This is a genomic window from Paenibacillus sp. TC-CSREp1, from assembly GCF_050171015.1.
Lineage (GTDB): Bacteria > Bacillota > Bacilli > Paenibacillales > Paenibacillaceae > Paenibacillus > Paenibacillus silvae.
The window spans coordinates 243,754-269,187 of the sequence record NZ_JBNOKM010000002.1 but is presented as its reverse complement, the minus strand read 5'-3'; the positions used below and the strand labels follow the sequence as shown (position 1 = coordinate 269,187).

Annotated in this window: 24 protein-coding genes; 16 read left to right on the top strand and 8 right to left on the bottom strand. The window is 44.6% G+C overall.

Annotation, left to right across the window (positions count from 1 at the left end; genetic code table 11):
- Positions 1-25 precede the first annotated feature (25 nt).
- From ACQSGY_RS03785 to ACQSGY_RS03775, 3 genes are all read left to right on the top strand, one after another.
- Positions 26-1,015, top strand: coding sequence for an SDR family NAD(P)-dependent oxidoreductase (locus ACQSGY_RS03785; RefSeq protein ID WP_427050719.1), 990 nt, complete (start codon positions 26-28; stop codon positions 1,013-1,015).
- A 480-nt stretch (positions 1,016-1,495) separates the two neighbouring features.
- Positions 1,496-2,389 carry a UDP-N-acetylmuramate dehydrogenase gene (gene murB / locus ACQSGY_RS03780; protein ID WP_427050718.1) on the top strand — a complete coding sequence of 298 codons (894 nt, stop codon included), beginning with the start codon at positions 1,496-1,498 and terminating at the stop codon, positions 2,387-2,389.
- 200 nt (positions 2,390-2,589) lie between these two features.
- Positions 2,590-3,228: a hypothetical protein gene (locus tag ACQSGY_RS03775; protein WP_427050717.1), complete on the top strand. Its 639-nt coding sequence runs from the start codon at positions 2,590-2,592 to the stop codon at positions 3,226-3,228.
- A 25-nt stretch (positions 3,229-3,253) separates the two neighbouring features.
- Here ACQSGY_RS03775 and ACQSGY_RS03770 read toward each other — a convergent pair whose 3' ends face one another.
- Positions 3,254-4,027, bottom strand: coding sequence for a DUF817 domain-containing protein (locus tag ACQSGY_RS03770; RefSeq protein ID WP_427050716.1), 774 nt, complete (start codon positions 4,025-4,027; stop codon positions 3,254-3,256).
- 255 nt (positions 4,028-4,282) lie between these two features.
- Between ACQSGY_RS03770 and ACQSGY_RS03765 the strand changes: the two genes are divergently transcribed.
- The 7 genes from ACQSGY_RS03765 to ACQSGY_RS03735 all read left to right on the top strand — a co-directional run bounded on the left by ACQSGY_RS03765 (position 4,283) and on the right by ACQSGY_RS03735 (position 9,744).
- A complete protein-coding gene (locus tag ACQSGY_RS03765) occupies positions 4,283-4,627 on the top strand; it encodes a YojF family protein (protein WP_111271225.1) in 345 nt (114 codons plus the stop codon).
- Positions 4,628-4,647: 20 nt separating this feature from the next.
- Positions 4,648-5,325: a bacillithiol biosynthesis deacetylase BshB2 gene (bshB2, locus tag ACQSGY_RS03760; protein ID WP_111271239.1), complete on the top strand. Its 678-nt coding sequence runs from the start codon at positions 4,648-4,650 to the stop codon at positions 5,323-5,325.
- A 235-nt stretch (positions 5,326-5,560) separates the two neighbouring features.
- On the top strand, positions 5,561-6,949 hold the full coding sequence (locus ACQSGY_RS03755; protein WP_427050715.1) for a right-handed parallel beta-helix repeat-containing protein: 1,389 nt from the start codon (positions 5,561-5,563) through the stop codon (positions 6,947-6,949).
- Positions 6,946-7,548 carry a nitrous oxide reductase accessory protein NosL gene (locus ACQSGY_RS03750; RefSeq protein WP_427050714.1) on the top strand — a complete coding sequence of 201 codons (603 nt, stop codon included), beginning with the start codon at positions 6,946-6,948 and terminating at the stop codon, positions 7,546-7,548. Before ACQSGY_RS03755 ends, ACQSGY_RS03750 begins: the two co-directional genes overlap by 4 nt.
- Positions 7,549-7,572: 24 nt before the next feature.
- Positions 7,573-8,394, top strand: a complete 822-nt coding sequence (locus ACQSGY_RS03745; protein WP_427050713.1) for an ABC transporter permease — start codon at positions 7,573-7,575, stop codon at positions 8,392-8,394.
- A complete protein-coding gene (locus ACQSGY_RS03740; RefSeq protein WP_427050712.1) occupies positions 8,387-9,100 on the top strand; it encodes an ABC transporter ATP-binding protein in 714 nt (237 codons plus the stop codon). Before ACQSGY_RS03745 ends, ACQSGY_RS03740 begins: the two co-directional genes overlap by 8 nt.
- Before the next feature lie 59 nt (positions 9,101-9,159).
- Positions 9,160-9,744 (top strand): redoxin domain-containing protein, encoded by a 585-nt coding sequence (locus ACQSGY_RS03735; protein WP_427050711.1) that lies wholly within the window; start codon positions 9,160-9,162, stop codon positions 9,742-9,744.
- A 418-nt stretch (positions 9,745-10,162) separates the two neighbouring features.
- Here the strand turns inward: ACQSGY_RS03735 and ACQSGY_RS03730 are convergent, their stop codons facing one another.
- On the bottom strand, positions 10,163-10,756 hold the full coding sequence (locus ACQSGY_RS03730; RefSeq protein WP_248061869.1) for a TetR/AcrR family transcriptional regulator: 594 nt from the start codon (positions 10,754-10,756) through the stop codon (positions 10,163-10,165).
- A gap of 162 nt (positions 10,757-10,918) precedes the next feature.
- On the opposite strand from ACQSGY_RS03730, the gene ACQSGY_RS03725 reads away from it, so the two are divergent.
- Together ACQSGY_RS03725 and ACQSGY_RS03720 are read left to right on the top strand one after the other, a co-directional pair.
- Complete coding sequence (locus tag ACQSGY_RS03725; protein ID WP_427050710.1) at positions 10,919-11,911, top strand: acryloyl-CoA reductase; 993 nt, start codon at positions 10,919-10,921, stop codon at positions 11,909-11,911.
- Positions 11,912-12,289: 378 nt separating this feature from the next.
- A complete protein-coding gene (locus ACQSGY_RS03720) occupies positions 12,290-14,221 on the top strand; it encodes a fructose-1,6-bisphosphatase (RefSeq protein ID WP_188592194.1) in 1,932 nt (643 codons plus the stop codon).
- An 87-nt stretch (positions 14,222-14,308) separates the two neighbouring features.
- On the opposite strand, the gene ACQSGY_RS03715 is transcribed toward ACQSGY_RS03720, so the two are convergent.
- From ACQSGY_RS03715 to ACQSGY_RS03705, 3 genes are all read right to left on the bottom strand, one after another.
- Positions 14,309-14,590, bottom strand: coding sequence for a GNAT family N-acetyltransferase (locus tag ACQSGY_RS03715; RefSeq protein ID WP_145330621.1), 282 nt, complete (start codon positions 14,588-14,590; stop codon positions 14,309-14,311).
- Positions 14,583-14,834 carry a (4Fe-4S)-binding protein gene (locus ACQSGY_RS03710; RefSeq protein ID WP_184181457.1) on the bottom strand — a complete coding sequence of 84 codons (252 nt, stop codon included), beginning with the start codon at positions 14,832-14,834 and terminating at the stop codon, positions 14,583-14,585. Before ACQSGY_RS03710 ends, ACQSGY_RS03715 begins: the two co-directional genes overlap by 8 nt.
- A gap of 222 nt (positions 14,835-15,056) precedes the next feature.
- Positions 15,057-15,800 (bottom strand): MurR/RpiR family transcriptional regulator, encoded by a 744-nt coding sequence (locus tag ACQSGY_RS03705; protein WP_216513863.1) that lies wholly within the window; start codon positions 15,798-15,800, stop codon positions 15,057-15,059.
- Positions 15,801-16,405: 605 nt separating this feature from the next.
- On the opposite strand from ACQSGY_RS03705, the gene ACQSGY_RS03700 reads away from it, so the two are divergent.
- Positions 16,406-17,569, top strand: coding sequence for an MFS transporter (locus ACQSGY_RS03700; RefSeq protein ID WP_427050857.1), 1,164 nt, complete (start codon positions 16,406-16,408; stop codon positions 17,567-17,569).
- A gap of 193 nt (positions 17,570-17,762) precedes the next feature.
- Here the strand turns inward: ACQSGY_RS03700 and metE are convergent, their stop codons facing one another.
- Positions 17,763-20,060, bottom strand: coding sequence for a 5-methyltetrahydropteroyltriglutamate--homocysteine S-methyltransferase (gene metE, locus ACQSGY_RS03695; RefSeq protein ID WP_427050709.1), 2,298 nt, complete (start codon positions 20,058-20,060; stop codon positions 17,763-17,765).
- Between the two features lie 365 nt (positions 20,061-20,425).
- Here metE and ACQSGY_RS03690 point away from each other — a divergent pair, with 365 nt between their 5' ends.
- A complete protein-coding gene (locus ACQSGY_RS03690) occupies positions 20,426-21,094 on the top strand; it encodes a hypothetical protein (RefSeq protein ID WP_427050708.1) in 669 nt (222 codons plus the stop codon).
- A gap of 97 nt (positions 21,095-21,191) precedes the next feature.
- Here the strand turns inward: ACQSGY_RS03690 and ACQSGY_RS03685 are convergent, their stop codons facing one another.
- On the bottom strand, positions 21,192-22,004 hold the full coding sequence (locus ACQSGY_RS03685; RefSeq protein ID WP_216513867.1) for an undecaprenyl-diphosphate phosphatase: 813 nt from the start codon (positions 22,002-22,004) through the stop codon (positions 21,192-21,194).
- A gap of 120 nt (positions 22,005-22,124) precedes the next feature.
- Here ACQSGY_RS03685 and ACQSGY_RS03680 point away from each other — a divergent pair, with 120 nt between their 5' ends.
- Entirely contained in the window at positions 22,125-23,267 is a 1,143-nt protein-coding gene (locus tag ACQSGY_RS03680; protein WP_427050707.1) for an ABC transporter substrate-binding protein, read from the top strand.
- A 130-nt stretch (positions 23,268-23,397) separates the two neighbouring features.
- On the opposite strand, the gene ACQSGY_RS03675 is transcribed toward ACQSGY_RS03680, so the two are convergent.
- Positions 23,398-23,820 carry a MerR family transcriptional regulator gene (locus ACQSGY_RS03675; protein ID WP_111268876.1) on the bottom strand — a complete coding sequence of 141 codons (423 nt, stop codon included), beginning with the start codon at positions 23,818-23,820 and terminating at the stop codon, positions 23,398-23,400.
- Positions 23,821-24,017: 197 nt separating this feature from the next.
- Between ACQSGY_RS03675 and ACQSGY_RS03670 the strand changes: the two genes are divergently transcribed.
- Positions 24,018-25,058, top strand: coding sequence for an NAD(P)-dependent alcohol dehydrogenase (locus ACQSGY_RS03670; RefSeq protein ID WP_216513870.1), 1,041 nt, complete (start codon positions 24,018-24,020; stop codon positions 25,056-25,058).
- Positions 25,059-25,434 lie beyond the last annotated feature (376 nt).

The window sequence follows — 25,434 nt, the reverse complement described above, 5'->3', positions numbered from 1 at the left end:
ATGAGAGTACAAGGAGCTAAATTGAATGGATATGAACAAAAATACAAAAACACCACAACAAAAAATGAATTCAGGTTTTGACAAGAACAGTACAGCGGCTGAGGTTTTACGCGGTCTGGATCTATCAGGGCGTCTCGCCGTAGTGACGGGCGGATATTCCGGTCTGGGACTGGAGACTACCCGTGCACTGGTTCGTGCGGGAGCACATGTTGTTGTAACTGCACGCAGACCTGAAGTTGCGCGTGAAGCTTTGACGGATTTGGAAAATGTGGAGGTTGATGAGCTGGACCTTGCCGATCTGTCGAGTGTTCGTGCATTTTCCGAGCGTTTTCTGGAAAGTGAACGAAGCATTGATATGTTGATCCTGAATGCAGGCATTATGGCTTGCCCCGAGACACGAGTAGGTCCAGGCTGGGAAGCACAATTTGCCACGAACCATCTGGGGCACTTTGCTTTGACCAATCTATTATGGCCTGCTCTCGTTAATGAGGGTGGAGCACGTGTTGTGTCTGTTTCCTCTACAGGTCATCATTTCTCTCCGATTCGCTGGCAGGATATCCATTTTGAACAGGGATACGAGAAGTTCCCAGCCTACGGCCAATCCAAAACAGCCGTCAGCTTGTTCACGGTAGAGCTGGACAGAATCGGCAAGCAGCATGGCGTTCGTGCGTTTGCGGTTCATCCGGGTGGAATCATGACTCCATTACAGCGCCATATGCCCAAAGAAGAGATGGTTGCACTCGGCTGGATTGATGAAGACGGTAATGTAGCGAACCCGGCGTTCAAATCTCCTGAACAGGGGGCTGCAACTCAAGTGTGGGCGGCAACTGCTCCCAAGCTTGAAGGCATGGGCGGAGTGTACTGTGAAGATTGTAATATCAGTGAGATGGCTCCCGAGCACGGTGCTTTTTACGGTGTAAAGCCATATGCCATTGATCCAGAGCAGGCTGTTCGGTTATGGGCGTTATCCGCTGAATTGACGAAGACTGATATTCCAGTCGACGGACGGGAATGAACCGGTCTTCTATTCAAAAGATAGATGATATCCAGAATATGTGGTAGAATGTTCAAGCGCTGCGGTTGATAAATCCGCAGCGCTATTGCTTTTATGCCAACCTATTCAAATATTCATGTTCATTTATAATTTAGCTTGTACTTGAGTACCTATTCAATAAACAGGCGAATATCATTATAGTATACGGTTGAATTTCATCGGTCTGTACAGGGAAATATAAGTAAAACTATTCTTTTACACGTGAACGAAGAGGACAGAAAAAACCTGGAAAAGCGTAGCGGTCGCCTTTATCACCGGATTTTCCCCTTTGGAAAAGGGAATCGAAAAAATCTGGGGATAGCAACGATTGGAAGGTTGTTCTGTGATCGGAGTGGTTTGTGTAAATTCTTTAGTTCAACTTATATAGATTGTCATCGGAGTGTGTTTCGATTTACAATGTAGGAATCATGTTCTTTTTGAAGAACGCAGGGAGAGAAAATCATGAATATTTTTGAGAACCACATACCTAGTGAAAAAGTGAAATTTAATGAACCTTTAAAAAACCATACGTTTATTCGAATTGGAGGCAAAGCGGACATTCTCGTGCATCCGACTACGGTGGAGGAGATCACCAAAGTAGTAGAGATTGCGAATAGCCACCAGCTGCCGCTGACCGTCATTGGTAAAGGCTCTAACGTGATTATCAAGGATGGAGGCATCCGGGGGGTAACGATCTCGCTAAGCCACTTTGACCAGATCAAGGTAGAGGGAACGCGCATTGTGGCACAAAGTGGCTCCGACATTATTGATGTATCCCGTACTGCTTTGGCGCATAGCCTGACCGGGCTGGAATTTGCTTGCGGCATTCCTGGCAGTACCGGGGGCGCTCTTTATATGAACGCTGGCGCTTATGGCGGCCAGATTGCTGACGTTATTGAGCAGGCCACAGTTATTACTCGTGAAGGCAATGTTGTTGTTATTCCGCGTGAAGAGATGAAGCTGAGTTACCGCAACAGTCTCTTCAAGATGGATCATTATATTATTCTCGATGCTAAATTTTCGCTACGCCAAGGTGACAAGCAGGAGATCGCCAGTAAGATGGATGAATTGACATTTCTCAGAGAGTCGAAGCAGCCCCTGGAATACCCATCTTGCGGAAGTGTGTTTAAACGCCCGGAAGGATATTTTGCCGGCAAGCTGATTCAGGATTGTCAGCTTCAGGGCACCCGCATCGGGGGAGCTGAAATTTCGATGAAGCATGCAGGCTTTATCGTGAATGTGGATCATGCAACAGCCAAGGATTATGAGGACCTGATTCAGTTTATTCAGAAAAAGGTGTGGGATACGTTCCAGGTGGAATTAGAGACAGAAGTGATATTCCTTGGAGAATATTAATTCAGGACAGGACATATGAAAAATCTTCACCAGAGTTGCCTAAGGCATGACTATGCGACCTTAATAAGATGAAGCCGCCGATTGGCGGCTTTTTTTAAGAAGGAGGCTTGAACATGAGTCAAGGGAAGAGAAGCATTTTTAAGATTATAATCGTAACGGTTGCATTTTTAGCGCTCTCTTTGATAATGGTCTATACATATATGTATATAACAGAAAGACCTGGTGGTCTGGCTGACCAGACCATGTCCAAAGCCATGGGGCTAGACGAAACTATGTCGATTCCGATCGGCAGCACGCCTGAGGATGCCGTTGAACAATTCAGAAGTTCATCTCATCATGTCCGTGTAGTTCATCAGGAGCCCGTTGATGGTGGTGTGATCTTGTTTACAGAAAGAACGAACAGCGGGGCATCCAGTAATCTGCAGTTGGAGTATGTGCGTAAAAGCCTGTTTGGATGGAAATGGGTATGGGGCGGCGGTTATGGTACCAGCGAGATCGACCCGTCAGAATATGCGTTACATTATATGAATATGCCAAGGCTGGAGGGCTTGGAGACACCATTCCCAATGGTATTTGGCACGATAGAGCATTCGGGAGTAGTACGTGTTACTGCTGAATCACAGCCTCATGGTGAAGACGCCGGGTTTAGTACGGAAGCGAGGGTCGTCCAGGCAGGGATAGACAAGCTGATCTGGTTTGCCATGCTTCCTGTGTCAGATCATGCAGCATATACAATTAAAGTATACGATGAAGCAGGGAAACGGGTCGGCGAGAAGCAGGTGGAGATGACAAATGATAGCGGATCACTAACGTTAGGAAAACGAAATTCTTCCATGTGATAGTGATCCGCAGGCCAACTTTCCCTTAGGATTGCACGCTCCTTTTCGCTTTCACATATTTAAGCTGTGCAACGATGATTACGCTGATAATCACGAGCAGAAACCAGGAGCTGATCTTGCTGAAGCTGACCAGCTGCCAGCTTTCATGCTGATCGGGATATTTCCAGGCCCCTAGAAAAGTAGAGATATTTTCGGCCAGCCAGATAAAAAATCCGACAATGATAAACGCAAGAGACAGCGGCATTCGGTAAGTAACGAATCGCACTCTGTAGATGATCCACGTTTTCCAGAAGACCACAAATACAAGAGCCGTGAGCCACCAGCGAAAGTCCGGAATAAAGTGATGCGTGAAAAAATTGAGATAGATGGCTCCGCCGAGCAGTGCAGAGGGAAGCAGACCCGGCCAGCCAGTCATATCCATCCGCAGTCTTCGCCAGATTTGACACATAAAGCTGGCCACGCTGGCATACATAAATCCGCTGTAGAGCGGGACGCCGAAAATTTTACTGTACGCAGGTTCAGGGTATGACCATGATCCCATATGTACTTTGTAGATTTCGAGCAGAAGACCAATCAGGTGAAACACACAGATGACCTTGATCTCGTCCCAGGTTTCCAGTCCGCTGCGGAACATCAAATATTGTACAGCAAGCAGAATGAGCAGGATTGCATCATAGCGATGAATATAAGGAAACGGAATGACACTGGACAACGCAAGTGTTCCAAAAATGGCTACAGGAAAAATGCAGCTCATGGCCTGATGATAGCCAAAATGTAATAACTGAATAAAAGATTTCATGGAAGCAGCCCCTTTTAAAACAATGAATCGGCAATGTTGAATTCTGATGAGTTTAAGATACTTTGTGTTATATCTAATGTAATCGATCAGGTGACCAATGAAAAATAGAAAAATAGACAGAAGAATGTTCCTGTTTTAGTGAATACATCTGAGGCAGACCACCTCATTTTATGCAGCAAGCCAGCTTTGAATGTATATTCCTTGTTGCATATGATAAAATAGAGTTCACACTTTACATGAAACAGGGAGGCCGTCATGCAACTGATACAACCACAAGATATTCAGCTTCGGCTGGATCGCCTTGTTAATCAGGATGTATATATGCATCTTGAAATGACAACGGGCGCTTACGCTCAACATTACGATAGTTCACGGCATCCAGCTTCAGCTTTTATAACCAATGCGGCCATTCGATATACACAGGGCTCTATTTCTGGTGAGGGACCATACCGTGTCGGTTTGAAAACGACAGATGGCTGGGTTTATGCTGAAGGACTTACACATATTGATGAGCAGGAACAAGAAAAATTGATTATGGCCGGCCATGACAGCCAAGGCAAACTGGTTGTAGCTTTACAGCTGAGCCGGGAGAAGTTCTAATGGGAGCGGAGGAACAACATATGACAAAGAATGCACAAGATGAGCACCAACGCATCCTGGTGGTTTATCCCCATCCAGACGACGAAGCATTCTCGGTATCGGGCACCTTAGCCAAATACATTGATCGTGGAGCACAGGTTACATATGCTTGCTTGACCTTGGGCGAGATGGGACGTAACATGGGAATTCCACCGTTTGCAAACCGTTTAACCCTGCCTTCCATTCGTAAAAACGAGCTTATTGAGGCAGCAAGCGCCATCGGGATTCAGGATCTGAGGATGCTTGGTTTCCACGATAAAATGGTAGAGTTCGAGGATCCGCAGCTGCTGGACGGCAGCATTATGGCCCTGCTTGAGGAAATCAAGCCCACTCTGGTCTTTACTTTTTATCCCGGATACAGCGTACACCCTGATCATGATGCAACTGGAGCCGCAGTGGTCAGAACGATAAGCCGTCTTCCAGTAGACGAGCGTCCTGTCGTGCAATGCGTAGCCTTCTCCAACAATCACGAGCAGCATATTGGCAAACCGGATGTGACGGTAGATGTCAGCGGTTTTTTGGAGCAAAAGCTGGCTTCCATTCGTGCCCACCGCTCTCAGTTCCAGGCCGCCGAGCTAATGGGCAACCGCAAGCTGAATGATGAAGAGCTTCAGGCGCGTTTCGGACGCGAGCGGTTCTGGACCTATACATTTGAATAATTCACTTTCTAAAGTCGCCCATGTGGCGGCTTTTTTTCGTTCCATCACAATTTGGACACAAAACGAACAAGCCTATAGCCTGATGGAGCTATATGGGAAATGAAGCATTTTCGATACACTGTGTAAAGGACTGTGATAACGCTTAATTTGTGCAAAGAATCAAGAAAGAATGGAGGGAAGTGACGATGCAATGGAGGGAAAAAGCAGAGGGAACGGGGGCATACACATCCTGAATATGAACGATCAAAGTAATGCAAACAAACGATTCGGGCCGGGCTGGCTGCCTGCTCTTAAAGCTGGTTTCATGATGACCGCTGCCCTGTTCCTTATACTGCTGCTCCCGCTGCAAGCAGCCAGGGCAGGGGAGGCCAACCGGGAACCGATTCCGCTTCAGCCCATTATCGATAATGCGGCCCCAGGTGCTGTGATCCAGCTACAAGCGGGAACCTATTCGGGTCCGGTAGCTATTCATAAACCACTTACTCTGATTGGTGATGCTGCTGTAACGATTATTAACGAGCAGGATAAAACTGCCATTCTCATTCAGGCTGACGATGTGAAGCTTCGTGGTTTTACGATGGAACATCATGGAGGACAGCCGACTGCTGCTGTGCACATAACGGGCAGCAATAATGAAATCAGTGAGCTTACCATTCACACGAAAGGCGCTGGATTGCTCTTGCGTGATGCTGATTCAGCGGTGCTGCGTAACAACACGATTGAATGGGCAGGGGCAAGCACAGCCTCCAGCACGCAAAAAGGAAACGGTATCGATCTCCTGAATTCGGATAACAGCCGGATTGAGGGGAACCACATTCAGGGCGTGCTCGACGGAATCTACCTGGAGAACAGCCGGAACGCACGGGTACAGGATAATCGGTTACTTCGAACAAGGTATGGCATTCACTGCATGTATATCGACGGTTCCTCTGTGCTGAACAATACGGGAGAAGAGAATATGACGGGCGGCATGATCATGGGTGTGAAAAACACGATTGTCACAGGTAACACGTTCCGCAAACAAAGCACAAATGTGCATTCTCAAGGCATTTTGCTCTATGACGTACACCAGTCCGAAATTATCAGCAATACGGTTGAGGGAAACCGTGTGGGCATGAATATTGCGGAATCGTCGAATAACGAAATTCGGGATAACGACATTACGCGCAACTTTGTGGGAATCCAGATGGTGCTGGCAGAGGGCAATGCGTTCACGCAAAATCGGTTTGTTTCCAACGTGATTGATGCATCTGCGATGGACAGTAAAGGCAACAAGATGAAGGGCAATTATTGGGATTCCTTTCAGGGACTTGACGTGAATCAGGATGGAATGAGCGAGCTGTCTTATGCGATCAATCCATTCTATGAGCAGCTGATCAGCCGGAATGCTGCATATCAGCTGTTCTTTCAATCACCCGGCATGGTGTTTCTGAGTGATTTGCATTCGGAAGGCAAGGGCAGCTGGACAACCGACGAAACACCTCAGATTCGAATCGGAGAAGAACATACAGGAGCAGCTGCAGCTGATGGGCACACCCGATCAGGGTTGGTGGGGCTGCTTGGTCTGCTTCTGGTCGGTTTATCTGCAAGTACGATGATCTATATGGGGGTATGGAGAAAATGAATAAAAGATGGATGCTGGCGATGGTGCTGCTTCTGGGCACCGTGATGTTAACGGCTTGCGGACAGAAATATGCGGCTGTACCGATTAACGAGGAAGTGGATATCTGTGCAATCTGCAATATGCAGGTGAAGGATGATGCATTTGCTACACAACTCACAACGAAGGACGGCAAAAACTACAAATTTGATGATATCGGCTGTATGAATGAATGGAAGAAACAAAACGGAACGGACAATATCGGCATGGATTATGTTCGGGATTACAATGACAAAGAATGGATTGAATTCAGCAAAGCGACGTATGTGTATGACGCTTCCCTGAAGACACCGATGGCTTATGGTGTGTTGAACTTCAAGGACAAGGCTTCAGCCGAAGCATTTGTAGCGGAGCAGGGTGTAGGCACAATCATGACAGCAGATGAACTGGCCTCCCATGACTGGACTCAAAATATGGATAACATGAAAATGGAAGGCGATGGACATGGACACAGCCATGACGGGGACGGAACGAATCATGATATGGAACAAGGCTCGGATCATGATATGAGTGAAGGTGACCATCAAGAGGGCCAATCGAAAGAGAACTCGGGTCATCACTGATGCTGATAAGGAATGGTGAATGCAATGTCTGACATGATACAGATCGCCAGGAGAGAGTTGAAAACAGGATTTCGCAATCCCTGGGCGTATTCGTTTCTGGTCCTCTTTTGTACATTCAGTTTAAGCTTGTTACTGCTAAATGCGCAGAATCCGGTGCAGGGATACTCAAGCACGACAGGTTCGATGCTGAATCTGATTCTGTATCTCTTACCCTTGATGACACTGTTTCTGGGCTCCTTCTCGTTGACTGCTGAAAAGGAGGACGGAAGCTGGCAGCTGTTATCCACGTATCCTATAGGCACCTTGTCTTTCATTACAGGCAAATATATTGGGCTGGCTGCGGTGTTATTGACGATTGTTGCCTTTGGATATGGGCTAATGGGAGTCATTAGCTGCCTGCTTGGCAATCCGATCGATCTGCTGACATATGGGCTGTTTCTTGCATTTTCCTGCGGACTTATCCTGTTGTTTCTCGGGATTGCGCTCTTGATTGGATCATTGTCACGTAACCGCTGGCAGGCCCTGACAATATCCGTGTCGATCTGGTTCTTCGCCGTTATCGGCTGGCCGGCATTGTTACTTGCCGTATTGGGCTTGATGCCATATCTCTGGATCAAGCCACTTCTGGTGCTGCTGACCTTTCTTAACCCGGCTGAGCTGGTGAGACTGTATATTGTAATCAAGCTTGGCGGCGGTTCCATCCTGGGACCCGAATATTATCAATGGGTGACATGGGTCCAGCAGCCAGGCGGAAGTGCAATATTTATCGGTATTTGCCTGTTATGGGTGATTTGCTCGATCCTTATTGTTTACGCGATATGGGAGAGGGGGCGCTCGTATGCATGAACCGCAAGTTAGAGTGAACGGGTTAAGCAAACGTATTAAAAATCAACTCATTGTGGATGAGATTTCTTTTGAGCTGGAAGCCGGTCATGTACTCGCAGTATGTGGTGGAAACGGTGCGGGGAAGAGTACGCTGCTACGGATGTTAGCGGGTATTTTACGGCCGACCTCTGGAGAAAGCACGGTGAATTCTTTACGCTGGGCACAGGATCGCAAACGGTATGCCCATCAGATCGGATATATGCCGGATGATTATCAATTCAGCCAAGGGCTCACAGCGGAGGAGGCTTTATTGTTCTGGGCATCTCTGCGCAAGCTTCCGAAGCAGCGAGTACAGGAAGTATTGGAGATGGTGGGTCTGGACAGTCAGAATCATAAACGCGTCACCACGTTCTCTAAAGGGATGCGGCAGCGAATCTTGTTCGCCCAGGCGATGCTTGCCAAGCCTGCCCTGCTAGTTATGGACGAGCCTACGAACGGACTTGATCCGTTCTGGATGCAGGAGTTTGTACATCTGCTCAGTGGGATCAAACAAGAGGGGCATATGGTCGTTTTTTCTACCCATCAGCTCGAAGTTGCCAATGATATAGCGGATCAAGTGCTGTTTATGAATCAGGGACGAAATGTCGGGGAAGGCTCGACGACAGCTATTCGAGAGCAATATGGCTCGCTTCATGCAGCGTTTCATCATAGCCTTGGCTTGAAGTGAGATGATGAAGGTGAGTGTAAAGTAAAAATGAAGATGAGTGTGAAGTGAAGGTGAATGCAATGCCAAAACAAGCACAGGAGATTAAGGTTGAGTCCAAGCCCGGACGAAAAATAAGGCGTACCGTTACCATGTTGATTGCAATGGTGGCGCTAGGTGCTGGCATATGGGCTATAGTGAACAATCTATTGAATGCCGAATCCAAGAGCAGTATTCCTATTCGTGCAGGTGCAGAAGCACCCGATTTTGAAGCGGTAAACTCCAGGGGTGAGCAGGTTCGGTTGTCCGATTACCGGGGCAAAGCCGTGATGATAAACTTTTGGGCTTCCTGGTGCACGCCATGTGTCAGAGAAATGCCGCTGGTGCATGAGCTGGCGCAGCAGCATAGCAGCAACGTAGAGACACTATTTGTTAACGTGGGGGAGAGCAAAGGAAGCATTAACGAGTTTATGAAAAGCCATCAGTTTAATTTTCCAGTGATCATTGATGCGACAGGCAAAGTATCGAGTCTTTATCGTATTACGGGGCTTCCAGCCACGATGGTTATTGACCGAGCAGGGCAGTTTAGCCATATTTTGCTCGGCGAGCTGACAGAGGATATTCCCTTGCAGCAATGGCTGGAGGAGTTGACGAACAGTCCCGGCTAATGTGATGTCCAGTAAGCAAATCACGCCGGTTATGTTCAAGACAGCAGAATACAATAAAGAATATCTCTTGCACTTATATGAGGAAATAAAAAATACGGTCACCTATAAATATGGCATACGGAGCATACGATAAGTTCCAGGCATTGCGGTCAAGCGGCAGATGGCACGGTGTGTGCGAAGGTGGGTATAGATATTATGCGAATGAACGAGTCAGGGCAGTTTGACTGCAACCGAACTTATCCTAAAATTAAAGAAACCGATGGGAACTCTACACATGTAAAATCCCCATCGGTTTTATTTTATCTCAACCAAAAGATATGTTCATATACGAATAAACTGATCTCGTTATTTATGACCAGCGACGTACTTCTTTCCAATTCCCCCACTGATGGTTTCTAAACAGTTCACTTTTATTTACCTATTTTAAGATTTTTAAAATCGAAGCAAGACATGCCTCATGGTAGATATCATGAAGCTGATCTTGATCCATCATTAGCCATTGAATAAGGTACCCATCAATAATGGCCCGAATTTCTCTAGAAGCCTCTTTTGAAGATAAATGTGGATTAAAAACTCCTTCCTTTTGTCCAATAGTAATAATTTCGCAACCAATGTGACTACAATTGTCATAAAATCTTTGGTTTATTTCTCTGTAGATTGAATTTCTACTCGCTTTAGCTAAAAAGTCCAGGTATACACGATAGAATTTTCGATTTTCTTCTGGAGAAATGAATACCGAACGAATATATGATTGCAATTTTGGAATCGCTTTCTCTTCAAGAGCAATACTTGATGATTCCTTTTTGAAAATTTTGTCTGTAAGCCATGTAAGTAATTCGATGAATATTGCCTCTTTATTCTCGAAATAGTAGTGAGCAACTCCCTTACTAACCTTGGCATAATCTGAAATAATTTGTAGAGTAACTGCATCATAACCGAGATCTGACAATGCTTGAAAAGCGGCATAAAGCAATTGATTTTTCTTTTCCTCAGTTTTTTTATAACGAGCCATAAAACCTCCGTAATTAAAACGTAATATGTTACACAATGAGAATACATAATTTCTTATATTATACCATATATAAAATGTGAGTATAAAAAAAGTTGACCGGTCAGAATAAAAATGCTTAAATAGCTTTATATCGTATCAATATAAAAGAAGGAGTGGACATTTATGATAACAAACGTCAACGCTCTATTGGTTGAAAAGAATCTAGAGGAGTTTTCAGTAACTGTGAAAACGATCCCGTTCGAGCAATTACCGACTGGGGATGTGCTTATTAAAGTCGCCTATTCCAGTATTAACTATAAAGATGCATTAGCCACTGATCCAGAGGGTAAAATTGTGAAGTCGTATCCATTTGTTCCCGGAATTGATTTATCAGGTCATGTCGTTTCTTCCGCTGACTCGCGCTTTCATGAAGGACAAAAGGTTATAGTTACAGGTTACGAATTAGGTGTCTCACATTACGGTGGGTTAAGTGAGTACGCCTGTGTTCCCGGGGAATGGGTGGTGCCACTTCCCGAGAATCTTACTCTGAAGGAAGCGATGATTTACGGAACAGCTGGATTTACTGCCGCTTTATCCATTAAACGTCTGGAAGACAACGGAGTCCTGCCGCAAAAAGGAAAGGTGCTAGTGACAGGAGCTACTGGAGGTGTTGGTGGTGTGGCAGTGGCCATACTCAATAAAAAAGGCTATGACGTGACTGCAAGTACCGGGAAGTCTCAAGCTGAAGACTATCTAAAGCTTATTGGTGCAAAAGAAGTGATTACTCGTGACGAAGTACAAGCTGGCAATAAGCCACTAAATAAACAGCTCTGGCAGGCTGCCGTTGACCCTGTTGGAGGACAGCAGCTTGCATCCGTTTTAAGCAAGATTATGTATGGTGGTTCAGTTGCAGTTAGTGGCTTGACTGGAGGTAGCAACCTTCCAACAACAGTACTGCCGTTCATTTTACGTGGAGTTAATTTGTTAGGTATTGATTCGGTTTATTGTCCACAAGAAGAAAGAAATCATTTGTGGAAAGAAATGGGCGGAGAAATGAAACCCGCTACTTTAGAGAAATTAATAGATCGTGAAATTTCACTTCAGGAGGTCCCTGAGGCAGTATCAACAGTTTTACATTCCAAAACTTTCGGACGTATACTTGTACGTGTATCTTAAACTTATGTAGATCATCACCTCATTAGCATATAGAGATCTTGATGTAAGAAGATCACAACAACCCAATAGCAATCAGTAAATTAACGAGACAAGACCCCGGGCACCAATACCAACAATACTCATTCATCTATTCAGTCGTAACCTCTTCTTCAAGATGTTATATCCACCATGACACGCCCTGATAACTCCTGAATGATATTCGGCTCTTTAAAATTAATAATGTCTCAATCAAAATTCATTCGATGAAATTTGTTCATATATGATGAACTGGAGTATGATTAGGGAGGACAATGCTGATAATCATCATATAGGTAAAAGTCCCTTGGAAACTTACTATAAAATCAATACCACAAACTTCTTTGAAGGGGGACATCTGTTTTGGACGAGCAGTTTCTAGATTTATTGGCCCAGAAATATGATACCGAAGAAAAAATCATCACAGAGATCATCAACCTTGAAGCGATCTCCAATCTCCCAAAGGGAACCGAGCATTTTGTCAGTGATTTGCATGGGGAGTTCCAGGCTTTTCAGCATGTACTACGAAACGGTTCGGGTACCGTCAAAGAAAAAATCAAGGAATTATTCCGGGAAGTATGGACGGATCAGGAAATCAATGATTTTGCAGCATTGGTTTATTATCCGGAAGAAAAAATACAGCTGGTTATAGGGGAACTGAGCAATAAAACGGCTCTAAACCAGTGGTATAGACAAACGATTGAACACATGCTTAAGCTTATTTCTTATGCCTCTTCCAAGTATACGCGCTCGAAATTGCGTAAAGCTCTGCCGGAGCAGTATGTATATATTGTAGAGGAGCTTCTATACAAGACGGATTCGACCAACAATAAGGATCCTTATTATGAGGAAATATATCGGCAAATTATTTCTCTGGGCCAAGCAGACAAGCTCATTATTGGCCTTGCTTATACGACCCAGCGCCTGGTGGTTGACCATCTTCATGTGGTTGGAGATATTTATGACCGGGGTCCGGACCCCGATAAAATTATGGATACGCTAATCCATTACCATTCTGTAGACATTCAGTGGGGGAACCATGATGTCCTTTGGATCGGTGCTTACGCGGGTTCTCTGGTCTGCCTTGCGAATATTATCCGGATCTGCGCCAGATACGACAATCTGGACATCATAGAAGATGTATACGGAATCAATCTGCGCCCACTGCTAAACCTGGCGGAGAAATACTATGAAGACAATCTGCCCTTCAGACCTAAGCTGCAGGCTGGCCATAACGGTTCAGAGCAGGAAATTCTGCAGATCACCAAAATTCACCAAGCCATTGCCATGATCCAGTTTAAACTTGAAAGCCCGATTATCAAGAGACGTCCATACTTTAATATGTCTGAAAGACTTTTGCTGGAGCAGATTGATTACGACAAAAACGAAATCACGATCTGCGGAAAAACGTACCAGCTGGAAAACACCTGTTTTTCAACCGTAAATCCGCAAAATCCTGAACAATTGCTGGAGGAAGAACGCCAAGTAATGGAGAAACTGCTGTTCTCCGTTCAGCATTCTGAAAAGCTGGCCAGACATATGAATTTCCTCATGAAAAAGGGAAGCCTTTATTTAAAATACAACGGGAATTTGTTAATCCACGGCTGTATTCCTATGGATGAAGAAGGAAATATGGAAGAAATGCAGATTGAAGACAAGACCTATGCAGGTCGTCAATTGCTTGATGTTTTTGAGGATTATTTACGTTACGCCTTTGCCCATCCGGAAGAGACAGACGATCTGGCGACGGATATGGTATGGTACATCTGGACGGGAGAATGCTCCTCACTCTTTGGCAAGAGAGAAATGACCACTTTTGAGCGTTATTTTATTCAAGAAAAAGAAGCACATAAGGAGAAAAAAAATCCTTATTACCATTTACGTGAAAATGAAGAGATTTGTCGAAGAATCTTGCAGGAGTTCGATTTGAATCCGGATCATGGACATGTCATTAACGGCCACACGCCAGTCAAAGAAATCAGTGGAGAGAGCCCTGTCAAAGCAAACGGAAAAATGATCGTGATTGACGGCGGTTTTTCCAAAGCCTATCAATCCACAACAGGCATTGCCGGATATACCTTGCTTTACAACTCTTTTGGCATGCAGCTTGTCGCCCATCAAAAATTCAATTCAAAAGAAGATGTGTTATGCAACGGAACAGACGTATTGTCTGTAAAAAGACTAGTGGATAAAGAGCTGGAACGGAAACTGGTGAAGGAAACCAATGTCGGGGAGAAGCTGCTACAGAAAATCTCAAACTTGAAGGATCTACTAGACTATCGCTACATGAAATGAGAGCAAATGCTAAAAGTACAAAAAGCCCCCAGACGAGGGAGGCTTTTTGTACTTTTTTTCTGCACTTATAAAAATCAACTGCAAATATTATTGATGGAGAACATCTGCGTATTCAGAGATACGCTCGAAACGGCCCTTGGCAAAGGGGCATAAAGGTAAAATCTTAATACCGTTTTCCCGCGCGTATTCCACCATAGCTTTGATAAGCTCGTCACCAAGCCCTTGTCCCCTGTATGCATTTTCGACCAATGTGTGATCAATAATGTACAGCTCTGGACTTGAGATTACATATGTCATCACCGCAGCAATGTCGCCGTTATCTTGAATAACAAATCTTTTATTGGCAGCTTCATGTTCTACATTATGCATGTTCATCCTCTTTCTTAGTTGAGACTTCATCGTTCAGAAGTTTATACGTCAATGCTCCGCTTGGACATGTGTCAATATGCCGGGCAATAGCCTCCGAAGTGTCACCATCGGGATCAACCCAAGGACGCTTGCTCAAATCAAAAACGGCAGGGAGCCCCTTTACGCAGATACCGGAGTGAATGCATACATCGGAATTAAACATGACCTCGATATCTTTACCGTAGTATAACTTCTCCTTAATCATAATCTCTTCACATCTTTCACTTTAGAGTTGAGTTTGTATAAAGATCGCTCTCCCATGCATTCACGGTAATCATGTCTGCCAGGCTCTCGATGTCCGAATTATAATGAGGAATCATGGATTAGTCAACGTGACGAATGACCTAATACGTTGATGCATGGTCCGCTGAAACGCTGGAAAAGCTCTGATTTAGTAAAATGGGAATGGATCATTTGGTTGTATCATTTACTCTATATTCGTCATTTGTTTATAAACTTCTCGTCCCAACCATTCTAACAGGAAAGTAACAGGAACCTGAGTAGTGATGTTAGTGGATTCGTAATACTCTTCTTTTACATAATAAGGGATACTTACATCTGCAATTTTAGCCATGGTGGATAGGCGATTGTTCGTTATCGCCACAATTTTATGTTTCTCCTGCTTGATCCGTTGGAGATAAGGAAGAACATAAGGGTTTTCTCCTCGCGTAGATAATGCAATCGTCACGCTGTTTTTTTGCATTTTAGTATGGACAGGATAATGAGGATCTTTTATGTACACAGAGCAGATCCCCAGATTTGAAAAAAATCTGGCTCCATATTCGCCCATGATTCCGGAGCTCCCGATACCAATAAAAATAACGCTGCTGGATTTGGTAATTAACTTTGCTGCCACCCGAATTTTTTCCTCCAATTCAGGGGATTGAGAACGTTCAACAAACTCATACACAGCATGATGTGGACTTTTTAACTCCTGCTTCGTTAGTTTATCTTTTTGAGAAAGGAGCATCTTGAGTTTTACTTTAAATTCCGAGAATCCCTCACATTGATTCTTTCTGCAGAATCGCAGAATGGTGGCTGTAGATACATGAGTTTCATCGGCCAGTTCTCTGATGCGCATGTACGCCACTTTTTCCATGTTTTGAGAAATATAGTTATATAAAGATAGTTCCAATTCGTTATAGGTTGAGATTTGCTCACTGGTGAACACGCATATGCACTCCCTTAGACCACGATGAAAAGAATAGGTAACCTGTTAAGGAAGTATACATCACCTGTCTTTAAAAAACAAAGTGTTACAAATTCATTTCGTGTCAAAGTCTAAGTTGGTGTTATTAATAACGGCAGTGATTCCAAAGCATCTCTGGAATGCTGCCGTTTTTATCATGGTGCTGAATAGTAAAATAAAAAATGTGTTCTTTCTACATAATAAAAAAAACACTACGTTACATCTGAGTAACAAATGTGATTTCATGTTAATTCAAACTAAAATACTCAAAGGTATATATTTATTTGAATAACAAAAGTAACATAAGATGTGCAAATAAAGTGTATTACAGTCTGATAAACAGGATTACTCTTTTGAGAAACTCTTATGGATTTAACACTGAAAGGTGGAACACAAATGAGTCTAACCATTCGATTAGGGGCTGTTTTTTTTGTGGGAAAGTCTCTAGCTATTAATAAATAGTAGGGTTTTATATAGAAATCGGTTTTGTATCAGATGACGGGATGTAGAATAAATCTGGTTAGGGATATTCGGTTTATCTATTTTTCTAGAAATACAGAAATAAGAAGGTGCGATTGTTGAAAAATATGTGGAAAATATATTTATTAGCTGTAATTAGTTTTCTTAATGGAGCATCAGAATATGTTATTGCCGGGATCCTGGACAAAATTGCTGAATCAAGCAACATCTCAGTTTCGTCTGCTGGACAGCTCATTACCGTGTTCTCTATAGCTTTTGGCGCAGGTACTCCTTTTTTAATTGCTTTTACATCTAAATTAGACCGAAAAAAACTTTTGGTTTATGCTTTAACTGTATTCTCTGTTGTTAACATTTTAATTGCAACGATATCAGGATATGAGATGCTCATCGTCGCTAGAATTATTTCAGCACTTAGTGCAGGTGTTCTTCAAGTTACGCTCCTTACGCTTGCTGCGGTATTGGCTGCTCCAGGAAAGCAGGGCAGCTCCATTGCTACTGTTATTATGGGAAATAGTACGGCATTAGTTATTGGTGTACCTATAGGCAGGGTTGTAGCTTCCCATTATGATTGGAACATCATTTTTATTGGTCTTGGCGTAGTTGGACTCATTCTTTTATTCTTGGCCATGCTCATGATACCTAAAGTTGTTGCTGAAGAAGCTGTTCCCTTGCGTGAGCAGTTTAAATTCATTATGCAGCCCCGTATCGCAGCGGCGTTACTGATTACGTTCGTGTGGTTAGGCGCGTATTCCATTTTATTTACGTATATTTCGCCGTATCTCCTTGATATATTTAGCCTGGGTGATCAAGGTGTAACGGTAGCCCTGTTTGTATTTGGTATCGCTAGTGCTTTTGGTGCCAAAATAGGAGGTCTTAGTACAGACAAATGGGGCACATTCCGCACACTAACTGGTGGAATGCTGCTTCATGCCATTGCGTTATTGTTGTTCCCTTTTATAGGTCACTCCGTCTTTCTTCTATATGTGTTACTGATTTTCTGGGCACTAGCGGCCTGGTCATCAGGGACCCCCATTCAATTTCAGCTTATAAGTCTTGCTCCCGCTGCTGCAGGCATTGTACTTAGTTTGCATAGCGCGATCGGGCAAGTTGGAATGGCTGCCGGTGCTGGCATCGGGGGTATTGCTGTCGACCACAACTTGTTGAACTATATTCCATGGATTGGTGCGCTTGCCCTTGTGATTGGCGTTGTAACAACAGTGCTTGATAACTCCCTGTCTAAAAGAAAACAAACTAAACCATCGTTGCAATGACAACAGGAAAGTTGTTTTTACAGGAATTATATGCTCGATGACTGATTTTAAACGTGTATATCTTTAAAAAGCCGGAATCCTGCATGATACAGGATTCCGGCTTTTTAAGTGTTTCTGTTTAGCGTATAACAGTGACTCTACAGGTTATTCTGTTATTGAGACGTTCGTATAAATCATCGGCTGTTCAGCTTATCTAGTTCAGAACAGGAGAAGCAGCGTGCTTTGCCCGTGCAATTCGGGTTGCATCCACCATGTTTTTCAGAGAAGCCACGGTTTCTTCCTGTCCACGCGTTTTCAGACCGCAGTCCGGATTAATCCAGAACAGCTTCGGATCAAGCACGCGCAAAGCGCGGTCGATCATGCTGCTCATTTCTTCGACGCTTGGCACACGCGGGCTATGAATGTCGTACACGCCAAGTCCAATACCGAGCTCATACGTATTCTCTTCAAAGCTATGAATCAGCTCGCCATGGCTGCGCGAGGTTTCAATGGAGATGACATCGGCATCCATCGCTTCAATAGAGTCGATCATATCGTGGAATTCGCAATAACACATATGGGTATGAATTTGGGTTGTTTGTTGTACAGTGCATGTCGTAATGCGGAACGCTTTGACGGCCCAGTCCAGATAATTGGCTTGTTGATCTTGCTTGAGCGGCAAGCCCTCACGAACGGCAGGTTCATCCACCTGGATCATGCCGATGCCTGCTTTTTCAAGCGCTTCAACCTCTTGTCTGAGTGCATATGCCAATTGATAGGCGATTGTTTCCCGCTCAATATCCTCCCGGACAAAGGACCAGTTCATGATGGTGATCGGGCCAGTCAGCATGCCTTTAACAGGGCGATCTGTTTTCGACTGAGCATATTTCGTCTCTTCAACGGTCATCTCATTCGTAAATTCGACATCACCATAAATAATCGGTGGCTTCACACAGCGAGAACCGTAGGACTGTACCCAGCCGTATTGGGTGAAGGCAAACCCGGCCAGCTTCTCTCCGAAAAATTCAACCATGTCGGTGCGCTCAAATTCACCGTGTACCAGCACATCAATGCCGATCTCCTCTTGAATGCTGATCCAGTTGTCAATCTGATTACGGATAAAGGCACTGTACTGCTCATTGCTCAGTTCGTTTTTGCGCCATTGCTGGCGAGCTTTTCTGACCTCTGTTGATTGCGGGAAGCTGCCAATTGTTGTTGTCGGGAACAAGGGTAGCTGCCATTTCTCCTGCTGGGCAAGATGACGTTCTTCAAATGGATGTGAACGATTAGGCTGCTGCACGCGGATGGAAGCCACAGCCTCCTGTACTGCCTTGCGATTACGATCTCCTGAACGCTGCAATGCTTGCAGCTTCAGCTCAGCTTCGTTGATTTTAGCGGTGATGTCTGCATCGGTCTGCTTGAGTGCTTGGGTCAAAATAACGATCTCATCCAGCTTTTCATCCGCAAATGCGAGTGCCTCTTTAAGTTCAGCAGCAAGCTTTGTTTCTTTTGCTGTTGTCACAGGCACATGCAGCAAGCTGGAAGAGGACTGTACAATTAACCTTTCAGGTGTAACGAGTGAAGTAAGTGTTTGGAGTAGTGTCAGCTTGTCCTGAAGGGAGGCTTTCCAGATGCCGCGTCCATCAATGATGCCTGCGCCAAGCACTTTATCTGCTGGAAAACCGCTCGTTTGAATGGATTGCAGGTTGCCTTCAAGTCCGTGTACAAAGTCGAGACCGATGCCTTGCACTGGCAATTGAATGATTTCGTTATAGTTTTCGACGGATTCGAAGTATGTTTGCAGCAGGATGTTCAAGTTCGGAACAGCGGATGCAAAAGCAGCATAGATTTTGTTCAAGCGCTGTACATCACCGTCATTCAATTTTGTCACGAGAACGGGCTCATCGATCTGTACCCACTGTACGCCAGCGTCCGCAAGTTCTTGCAATACCTGGGTGTAAAGAGGAACCAGCTGATCCAGCCAAGCATCGGTTTCGGCTGCATCATAGCCCTTGGAGAGCTTCAGGAAGGTCAGCGGTCCAACGATGACCGGCTTACCTTCAATACCTAACTTCTCTTTCGCTTCAAGGTACGCAATCAGCGGTTTGTTCTCGGTCAGAGAAGGAGAAGCATCGTTAAGTTCGGGTACAATATAGTGATAGTTCGTGTTGAACCATTTGGTCATTTCACTGGCTGCGGCATCTTTCGTTCCACGGGCGATGCCGTAATACACGGAGAGAGGCACAGTACCTCCGGTATAAGCGAAGCGTTTTGGCACAATACCAAACATCACGGCTGTATCCAGAATATGATCATAATAACTGAAGTCGTTCACTGGAATCAGGTCAATGCCTTTGGCTTGCTGCTTGCGCAAATGATCTAAACGAATCTCCTGTAGTCTCGCGTGAAGCTCATTTTCTTCCAATTTTCCTGCCCAGAATGCTTCAAGTGCTTTTTTCCATTCCCGATCGGCTCCGATCCGCGGATATCCTAATACGCTGCTTTTTGTCATTTGACATAACCCCTCTGCAATGTGTTAACAGTAAGGTATCATATAAGTATGGCTATTAAGTAATTCCATTAAATTATATCCAGCTATAGCTTGTGGCTATATCGAAGAGAGTGGACATGATGATGTTCCGGTGGTTAACTATATAAGTTGACCTAAAAATTTACACAATCCACTCCGATGACAGAATAACCTTCCAATCGCTGTTATCCCCAGATTTTTTCGACTCCCTTTTCTTAAAGGGAAAATCCGGTGATAAAGGCGACCGCTTCGCTTTTTCAGGTTTTTTCTGTCCTCTCCGTTCACGTCTAAATTGAATGATTCAACTTATATAGGTTTATGGCTTGATAGAAGGGATGGGTGCATTCATGAATCTGTTTTATATTCAGTCCACTGTAGATGGTGTCAATAAAGTAAAAAGTTATTTGGAAGATAACTATATCGGCATTCCGTGGTCTGTGCTTGGTGATCTTGAGCAGGTGTCCATGGAGAGCTTTGCCGAACAGCTGGAACGGCGTTATGAACTTATTGGCGCAGAGTTGAGCGAGGCGGTGGAGACGGTACATACCTTTGTCAACCTGATTGAAGACGGGGATTATGTCGTGATGAAGGATGAGGAATGGATGTACATCGGAGACGTCGGTGACTATTATTATGACGATTCAATCGGAACAAGTGACGACTTGATCTGCCACCGAAGGGGCGTAACCTGGCTTGGGCGTGTACCGCTTGAGGAAATCAATGAACATATGCAGAGCTTGCTGAGCGAGCCCAAATTTATTGCTCAATTTATGTTGCCCGTAACGCAGGCTCAGCTGGACCAGGCTCTTAGGGGAACGGAGGGGGCAGCAGGCACAGCATTAACCGAAACGACAGAACTCTCAGCAATCAACACGGTAACAGGCAATATATCAGCGAGAGTTGAGCAAAGCACAATCAATACTGCACTGGAAATACTTCAACGTGCACTGCACAGCGAGAACGAGCAGATTCGAGTACAAGCTGCAGCAGCGATTCTGCAATATGCCAAATCCTAATGGAAAATCGAGACATAGTTTCTTATGGATCGCTGAAGTAAAGAAGCAGAAAAAGGACAACCGCTGTGGTTGTCCTTTGCTGTGTATAGAGAATCTTTTATAAGAAAATAAGTAACAATGTTCCTGCCGCAAAGCAGTAATATGAAAAATACTTGAGATTACCCCGGGCCATAATGCCCATAAACCATCTCATGGAGAAATAGGTAACGATCAATGTAGTGATAAACGCGATCAGGTAAGGGATGGCAAGCTGGGCGCGGTTGGGATCATGTGCGATATCAGATGCACCCATAATCAGACCGCCGATGCTGATCGGGATGTATAGCATAAAAGAAAATTTTAATGCGGTTTCCTGTTTCATGCCGACCGCAATGGACGCAATAACCGTTGCACCCGAACGGCTGATGCCAGGAATAAGGGCAACGGCCTGAGCGAGTCCTACAAGCACAGCATCCTTCGTTTTTAAATCGCCGTCCTGTTTGCGGCCGCGCAGATTACGAATTAACCAGAGCGCTACACCTGTAATTAGCAGGGCAACAGCGACCGTATAAACAGATGAGAAAATATCCTCAATCTTATCTTTGAACAGCACAGCAGCAACAGCAGCAGGAATTGTACCGATTACGATATATAAGCAAAACATAAAGTCTGCCCGATATTCCGATTTGCGAGTTCTTAAGTAACCCCATCCACCGGTAATCAGTTTCATGATGTCTTCCCGAAAAATAAAAACAATCGCAATTAATGAGGCGGTGTTCGTCAAAATTTCAAACGAAAGGCCATTTTGCTTCAGCCCCATGAGCCGCTGGGCAATAATTAAATGGCCGCTGGAGGAGACCGGAATCGGCTCCGTTGCACCTTGAACAATGCCCAAAAAAAAGTACTTTAACCACAGTATAATCTGATCCATCATGTCCTCCTTAAAACATTTCTTTACATTCTCTCAGTTCAATCTCTCAGTTGAATCTCTCTATCCACTCTAATGATGATAGCCTTTTAACTCACTAGATGGCAAGTTTGGAATGAATATATGAAACTAGTATTGTCAAAAGGCCAGAGTCATGATATCGTTGATAACGATTATCAATATCATTCATTGATTGAATTCAATACAACAAAGGTGGGGTTATTTTTGCGTAGTACAAAAAGAAGTTTAATATGGATGATGATGGCACTTGTGTTCGTACTCATCCTGAGTGCATGTGGTCAATCTGCTTCGGAAACAGCCACAGATGGAGCAGATCAGACTAATGTATCTTCAGATGCCGAAAGCAAGACAAGTGACAATACAGAGGGTTCGACAAATACGGGGGCAGGTGCAGAAGATGAGATGGTTTCATTTGCGTCTGACGCTGGTGAAGTTCAGGTGCCGAAAAATCCAAAGCGGATTGTGGATTTGACAGCCTTCACTACGGGATATTTCGTAGCATTAGATGCTCCAGTAGTTGGAGCAGCATCGGGCTCAATGAAAAACAAATACATCAAGGATCAGCTTGCTGCACAAGGCACAACGGATTTAGGCGAACAACCGCCTACGCCAGAGCAACTGCTTGCGCTGAAACCCGATTTGATTATGGTGTACACAGGTACAGAAGGCATCGATAAGCTGTCTCAAATCGCACCTGTTGTTCAGATCGAGTATGGTAAACGCAATTACAAAGACTTGATGCTGGAGATGGGCAAGCTCACAAACAGGGAAGATGCAGCTAAAGCCTGGATAAGCAAGTGGGAAGCTCAAATTAACGAATTGAAACCGAAGGTAGAAGCAGCAGTAGGTAATCGTACTGTATCTATTCTGAATCCGTATGACAAAGGACTGTATGTGTTCGGTCATAACTATGGACGCGGGGGAGAGATTATTTACGGCGAGTTTGGACTTAAGGCACCAGCCAAGGCTCAAGCAGAAGCGATTGATAGCGGAACTGGCTGGGCTTCCATCTCCATTGAAGTGCTGCCGGAGTATGCAGGGGACATTATATTCACCAGCCCGTGGTCCGGGGACACAAGTGATTCCAATAAGGTATACGAAAATGCCCTATGGAAAAACCTTCCTGCTGTAAAAGCCAATCATGTATTCCAGCTTGATCCATCGTCGGACACTTATAACGATCCGGTATCGTTGGAAGGACAGCTTAAATTTATTACGGACAGCTTGCTCTCGGCTTCCAAATAGTTTTTTTTGCAAGCAGACTTCAATTATAAACATGAATCAAGGAAAAAGAGGCTTTCACCGTCTTAGGTGGAGCCTCTTTTGCATGGAACGGGATCATTTACAAACAGACAAAGAGTCCCGTTCTCTTGCTCTACGAGCTTGCTACGTGCTCACGGTTAGGAGCAAGTGCAGTTTTGTGAATGCTTTCCGTTCCAGCTTCAATAGCCTGCTGATAATAGCTGCGTTTATGCTCAATAACCTCCATTGTTCTCCGGAGTTCTTCCATTTGGGCCTCGACGCTGGCTTTGCGCTCGGTAAACATGTCATACCTCTGACGCAAGGTTGCATCACCTTCCGAGCACCAGGCGATGAATTCCCGGATATCCTTGATCGGCATTCCGGTAGCTTTCAGACATTGGATTATTTTCAGAAAGTCAATATCGGAGTCCTTGAATTGCCTCGTTCCAGTCGAATTGCGTTCGACAAAGGGCATCAGGCCCTCTTTGTCATAGTAGCGCAATGTATAAACCGTTAGATCCAGTTTTTTAGCGACTTCACTAATGGAATATGTCATATAGGGTGTGTTCCTTTCAGCTCTAGATCAAATCGGGAGAAAAGCAGGGCATTCGTTGATGCGAGTGAATTCTATCATGACGTCAGGAGTGATGTCAAAACGAACATTTTAAAAAAAGTAGAGCAAAACATTTGACCTAGAGTTAACTATAGGGCGTAAGATAAAGAGGATTCCAAAATCATGAGGAGGTTATAACATTGATTACAGCTAAAGCCAGAGCCGTGGATGGACCAGATCAAGCCTTTCGTTCCGCAGAAATTAACCGCCGTGATCTGGATACCACAGATGTATTAATTGAAATTAAATTTGCCGGCATCTGCCACTCGGATATTCATACAGCCCATGGGGAGTGGGGGCCAGTCAATTATCCACTCGTACCAGGTCACGAAATTGCAGGGATCGTTACTGAGGTAGGAAGCGGTGTAACCAAATACAAAGTAGGCGACCGTGTAGGTGTTGGCTGTATGGTGGACTCTTGCGGTGAATGTGAGAATTGCCTTAAAGGTGAAGAGCAGTACTGTCTGAAAGGCAACATTCCAACCTATGCAGGTGTAGACAAATACGGTGAACCGACCCAAGGCGGCTATTCCACACATATCGTAGTAACCGAGGATTTTGTTGTACGCATTCCTGACAATATTGAGCTGGATGCTGCTGCACCATTGCTCTGTGCGGGAATTACCACCTATTCTCCGCTGCACCATTGGGGTGCTGGTCCGGGTAAGAAGGTAGCTATCGTAGGGATGGGTGGCCTTGGTCATATGGCGGTTAAAATCGCACATGCGATGGGAGCTGAAGTTACCGTTCTCTCTCAATCCCTGAGTAAAAAGCAAGATGGATTGCAGTTTGGCGCAGATCACTACTACGCAACGAGCGACCCGGAAACATTTGCAAAGCTCGCAGGATCATTTGATCTGATCCTTAATACGGTTAGTGCCAGCATTGACATTAATGCCTATTTCTCTCTGTTGACGCTGGACGGCACACTTGTCAACGTGGGTGCCCCGCCAGAGCCTCTCGCTGTCAATGTATTCTCATTGATCGGTCACCGCCGTTCATTTGCCGGTTCTCTGATTGGCGGCATACGGGAAACACAGGAAATGCTCGATTTCTGTGCCGAACACGATATTGCGCCGAGCATTGAGGTCATTTCAGCGGATCAGATCGATGAAGCGTACAAGCGCGTACTAGCTTCTGATGTAAAATATCGCTTCGTTATTGACACCAGCACGATTTAAGATAGAGAGCTAAGGGATAAACTTTATCAATGTCCTAGCATTAAGTGAATAGAGTATTCAAGCTCATGCATTATCAAAAGAGCCCCTGTTTCCGAATATGGAAGCAGGGGCTCTTTGTTTCTTGCAGCAAGTAAGACGACTTTTTTATTGCGCACCAACGACAGCAAGGGGGAAATAAGGCTCTTCCAGAAAAGTAATGTCTTCCGAGGTCAGCTTTACGGATCATGCGCCTATTGCAACACGCAGATGGGAGTGTTTCTTTGAGTCAAAAAAAGATTGAACGCAAAAATGCGCTATGATATAATCATGAGCGCAGTTGATATTTCATTGAATTAAAAAGGTGTAGCATTATTTCTCCTAATTTAATCTTACATCG

Coding starts and splice junctions, on each gene's coding strand:
- ACQSGY_RS03785 (WP_427050719.1), top strand. CDS start 26: ATGGATATGAACAAAAATACAAAAACACCACAACAAAAAATGAATTCA.
- murB (WP_427050718.1), top strand. CDS start 1,496: ATGAATATTTTTGAGAACCACATACCTAGTGAAAAAGTGAAATTTAAT.
- ACQSGY_RS03775 (WP_427050717.1), top strand. CDS start 2,590: ATGTATATAACAGAAAGACCTGGTGGTCTGGCTGACCAGACCATGTCC.
- ACQSGY_RS03770 (WP_427050716.1), bottom strand. CDS start 4,027: ATGAAATCTTTTATTCAGTTATTACATTTTGGCTATCATCAGGCCATG.
- ACQSGY_RS03765 (WP_111271225.1), top strand. CDS start 4,283: ATGCAACTGATACAACCACAAGATATTCAGCTTCGGCTGGATCGCCTT.
- bshB2 (WP_111271239.1), top strand. CDS start 4,648: ATGACAAAGAATGCACAAGATGAGCACCAACGCATCCTGGTGGTTTAT.
- ACQSGY_RS03755 (WP_427050715.1), top strand. CDS start 5,561: ATGAACGATCAAAGTAATGCAAACAAACGATTCGGGCCGGGCTGGCTG.
- ACQSGY_RS03750 (WP_427050714.1), top strand. CDS start 6,946: ATGAATAAAAGATGGATGCTGGCGATGGTGCTGCTTCTGGGCACCGTG.
- ACQSGY_RS03745 (WP_427050713.1), top strand. CDS start 7,573: ATGTCTGACATGATACAGATCGCCAGGAGAGAGTTGAAAACAGGATTT.
- ACQSGY_RS03740 (WP_427050712.1), top strand. CDS start 8,387: ATGCATGAACCGCAAGTTAGAGTGAACGGGTTAAGCAAACGTATTAAA.
- ACQSGY_RS03735 (WP_427050711.1), top strand. CDS start 9,160: ATGCCAAAACAAGCACAGGAGATTAAGGTTGAGTCCAAGCCCGGACGA.
- ACQSGY_RS03730 (WP_248061869.1), bottom strand. CDS start 10,756: ATGGCTCGTTATAAAAAAACTGAGGAAAAGAAAAATCAATTGCTTTAT.
- ACQSGY_RS03725 (WP_427050710.1), top strand. CDS start 10,919: ATGATAACAAACGTCAACGCTCTATTGGTTGAAAAGAATCTAGAGGAG.
- ACQSGY_RS03715 (WP_145330621.1), bottom strand. CDS start 14,590: ATGCATAATGTAGAACATGAAGCTGCCAATAAAAGATTTGTTATTCAA.
- ACQSGY_RS03710 (WP_184181457.1), bottom strand. CDS start 14,834: ATGATTAAGGAGAAGTTATACTACGGTAAAGATATCGAGGTCATGTTT.
- ACQSGY_RS03700 (WP_427050857.1), top strand. CDS start 16,406: ATGTGGAAAATATATTTATTAGCTGTAATTAGTTTTCTTAATGGAGCA.
- metE (WP_427050709.1), bottom strand. CDS start 20,060: ATGACAAAAAGCAGCGTATTAGGATATCCGCGGATCGGAGCCGATCGG.
- ACQSGY_RS03690 (WP_427050708.1), top strand. CDS start 20,426: ATGAATCTGTTTTATATTCAGTCCACTGTAGATGGTGTCAATAAAGTA.
- ACQSGY_RS03685 (WP_216513867.1), bottom strand. CDS start 22,004: ATGGATCAGATTATACTGTGGTTAAAGTACTTTTTTTTGGGCATTGTT.
- ACQSGY_RS03680 (WP_427050707.1), top strand. CDS start 22,125: ATGAAACTAGTATTGTCAAAAGGCCAGAGTCATGATATCGTTGATAAC.
- ACQSGY_RS03675 (WP_111268876.1), bottom strand. CDS start 23,820: ATGACATATTCCATTAGTGAAGTCGCTAAAAAACTGGATCTAACGGTT.